Annotated in this window: 2 protein-coding genes; one reads left to right on the forward strand and one right to left on the reverse strand. The window is 38.4% G+C overall.

Annotated features, from left to right (window positions below; genetic code table 11):
• Nucleotides 1-431 precede the first annotated feature (431 nt).
• Nucleotides 432-2,018 carry an adenylyltransferase/cytidyltransferase family protein gene (locus Q366_RS20580; protein WP_156968243.1) on the forward strand — a complete coding sequence of 529 codons (1,587 nt, stop codon included), beginning with the start codon at nt 432-434 and terminating at the stop codon, nt 2,016-2,018.
• 269 nt (nt 2,019-2,287) lie between these two features.
• On the opposite strand, the gene Q366_RS18975 is transcribed toward Q366_RS20580, so the two are convergent.
• On the reverse strand, nt 2,288-3,496 hold the full coding sequence (locus Q366_RS18975; RefSeq protein WP_035242323.1) for a YcaO-like family protein: 1,209 nt from the start codon (nt 3,494-3,496) through the stop codon (nt 2,288-2,290).
• Between the last annotated feature and the right edge of the window lie 115 nt (nt 3,497-3,611).

Consider the following 3,611-nt stretch of genomic DNA (forward strand, 5'->3'; position numbering starts at 1 on the left):
TAAGAAAAATTTTGAGTTGGTGTTAATACCATTAATATATCATAATACTCTGTATTTACAATATATTTTTACTATCTGTTAACTTTATGACATTGGGTATTGTCAGGGTCTGAAAAAATCTGTGTCATTTTAAATGTATTCCGCTTTGATCGCAATGATGTGTAATGCAACTTAGGATTTCATTATTTTGACTCATATTCCTGCCTTTTGTCAATACTTACATCTTTCATTGTTTGTTGTGTCCGCTATGTCATGGCCGTTATAAAAATAAAAATTAGATCATCAAATTTAAGCGTGCTAAGGGCATTTAGATCGCATAAGTTTTTATTTTTTTTTTATAGGCAAGTGTAGTAAAAAGATTCACGAACTCATTAAGATTGATTGTGTTATGGTTTTTACTCTATTTACTTTAGAAAATAATTAGGAAACAAGTGGTACTAAGAAGAATTTATGATTTAGGCAAACGTACATATTTTTTAATAAAATATAGAGATTTAAAAAATAGCTTGCAATCACTGATAGAAGAAGAAATAAAAAAAGAATCCATTATTAATTACTACATCCCTGTATTAAAAGCAGCAAAGAGGTATGTTGAAGATAATGGAGGAAGTATATTATTTGTTAACAGACCGATATTCCCATTTTTTAATTTATCGAAAAATGAAAAACAGATTCGGTCTATAAGATGGAATAATAGAATACTACTACTACTTTACAACCTTGGTCTTATTGATACGGGTGCTAAAGAAAAATTGATGCGCAATGTTAAACAACCAAGATTTAAAATAGTTACCCCTAATAAACTTAGAAAAAATTATATGGTAAATGAAGACTGTGAAAATAAATTTGTTCGGGTCATCAATGGATATCGTCAAAACCCCAGAAAGGCGCTGAACGAGAACGCAAATTCTATTTATGTATTTGGATCATCTCACGTATATTCAATATATTGCAGACAAGAGAGCACCTTAACGGCATTATTGGAAAAAGAAATTAATGACCCAAACATCCATGTCTATAATCGAGGGGTACTTGCTGCTGACTCCATGAATTCGGCTTTTGCGATATTGGACACTGAAATATCCAAAGGAGATATGGTTATTTTATATGGGTTAAGTCCTCTTTCTGAAGGAGAAAAAATTAAAATAAAAAACGAAGTTGATTTTTTAGACTTGGCAGAGATATTTATACGTCCGCATAACTATGGTGATGTGTTTTATGATTCTCGTCATTTGACTCCGGCAGGAAATAAGATTGTTGCAAAATTCCTTGCTAAGGCAGTTAAAGAGAATTTAGCAACAGGTATAACAAAGGATTCATTTTCTGAAAAAGAAAAAAATATTTTTCAAAAGATTGATCATTGCAGATATAGGGCGGCAATTCGATATGTTGATGATGGATTTCCTGACTATATCAAATCGTTAAAATCTAAATACAAACCAGGCAATAATGGCATCGCCGCAATGAATTGCAATCCATTCACATTAGGCCATAAATATCTTGTATCTACAGCAGCAAAAATGGTTGATACCTTATATGTTTTTGTTCTGGAAGAAGACAAAAGCTACTTTTCATTCAAACAACGCTTTCAAATGATAAAAGAAGGATTAAAAGAAATAACCAATGTTGAACTTGTTCCATCTGGCAAGTTTTTAGTTTCATCATTTACTTTTCCTGATTATTTCAGCAAAGAAGAGATATTTAATCCCGCTATGGATGTTGATTATGATTTTGAACTGTTCATTGATTATATTGCGCCGGCCTTAAATCTTGCAAGTCGATTTATTGGCAATGAACCATTCTGTCAAACAACACGAACCCACAGCGAGATAATGAAAAAAACTTTACCGCCAAAAGGAATTTCGGTTATCGAAATTGAAAGGTTGGAAAACGAATTTGGTCCTATTAGTGCATCAAAAGTCCGGGAACTAATCAAAAATAAAGAATTTGAGAAACTGGATTCTTTTTTGCCAAGGACATCATTGGATTTATTAACGATGTTCGGATATTTAAACTAAGGCGGCAGAGCCGCAGAAACTAGAGACTGGAAACTAGAAACAAGAAGAAAGGAGTTTAACAATTTTTTGTTTTTTGTGACAGAAGCCCAGGAGTAAGGCACTAAAAAAAGAAAAGAAAAAAGGCCGACTGGTCGGTATCAGTCATAGCATCAGATGCGGAGCAAAGCGGCTTGCTAAATTGGGATTCAATATAGGCACCAGCTTTCTGGAAAGGTTGAACCTTACGATCCGGCAGTCCTTAGCACCCTTTGGGCGTAAAACTCTCAGCTTCAGCAAAAAAAAAGGAGAATCTCGAAAAGTAGATCATTTTTTTTAAGCTTTTTATAACATTGCGCGTCCTCATATGAGTCTCCGGGAAAAAATATCGGATTCCGATGAACGATTTCCGGATGGGTTTTATCCACAACGTATATATCATGACCGTGTCCTGCCAGGATATCTGCAAGTCTGTTAAGCTCCACCCGGATATCACCATGGGACAGGTTTGCAATATCTTTCATGGAGACAGCGCCTGCGGCCCGGGTCATCATATCAGGCCTGTAATTTGCTATGAAGCCGCCATGCATTGGTCTGGAATGATTTGCAAGGAATTGTTGCCAGTTTAATTTTTTTTCTGCGGCATGATGGGTTCCGGGGTTTTCCAACAGTTTTTTTTCCATATCCCGGGTCTGGCTCATGCCTTCAAAATATTCGGTCAAGGCTCTGATCAATGCTTTTTCGGGATCCGGATGGGTGCCTTGGCCTACCCCTTTGTACCACAATGATTCCGGATGGGCCCGAAATACCCCCCGGACAATAAAAGTGGGAATGCCAAAGTCAAATCCGATATATCTTGTGATCAGTTCAATCCCGGCCTTGTTTGCCTGTGCCATGAGACGCAGGCTGCCCGGATGGCTGACGCTGGAAGGATCAAGGACCGGCGCCGGACGGGCCTCCCCAAAAAAGCGATAGATATTTTCCCTTTCCACAACCGCGCAAAGGGCTTGCAGCATGGCCTTATGCCGGTTATTGCCCGCTGCCAGGCCATTGGAGCCTAGGACATAGTTGTGCCAGTTAAGGGGATATAAAAATGGGGTACCGTTTTTCATTGAAACCGCGTTTATCCATTTCATGGGAAGGGAGGATATTCTTGCGGTCAGGTATTCGGGATCCTTTGGGTGAATCAGATTGCAGATGAAATAGTCTGGATGAATCGTGGGATGAGTGTTTTTCAGGTCATTATAGCTTGCCTGGATAAACCCTTTGGCTTTCCTGTAATTAAAGTGAAGCCAGGAATACCGTTCCACATATTCCATAACGGCACTGGCCCGGCACTGTGCCGGGGAAAGGCCTTTCCCCGATGATTTGAACAAATCTGCACTGAATCGCATGGAACAGGTGGCGTCAACCGGCAGTTCCGCGTTTTGGAAAAGCCCGCCTAAAGGCGTATCGCACTTGACGGCAGAAATACGCTTTAATGCATCAACGGCTTTTTTCACCGTGTTTTCGGGGAGCTCTGCCTCAATGTCATAAAGTTAACGGCAAGGTTTTAAATTCATATGATGCTCCCTTTTGGCAACTTTATGTTTTCGTTCAAATTTACGCCCAGGTCTA

Origin of the sequence: Desulfobacter vibrioformis DSM 8776 (genome assembly GCF_000745975.1) — a bacterium.
GTDB lineage: Bacteria > Desulfobacterota > Desulfobacteria > Desulfobacterales > Desulfobacteraceae > Desulfobacter > Desulfobacter vibrioformis.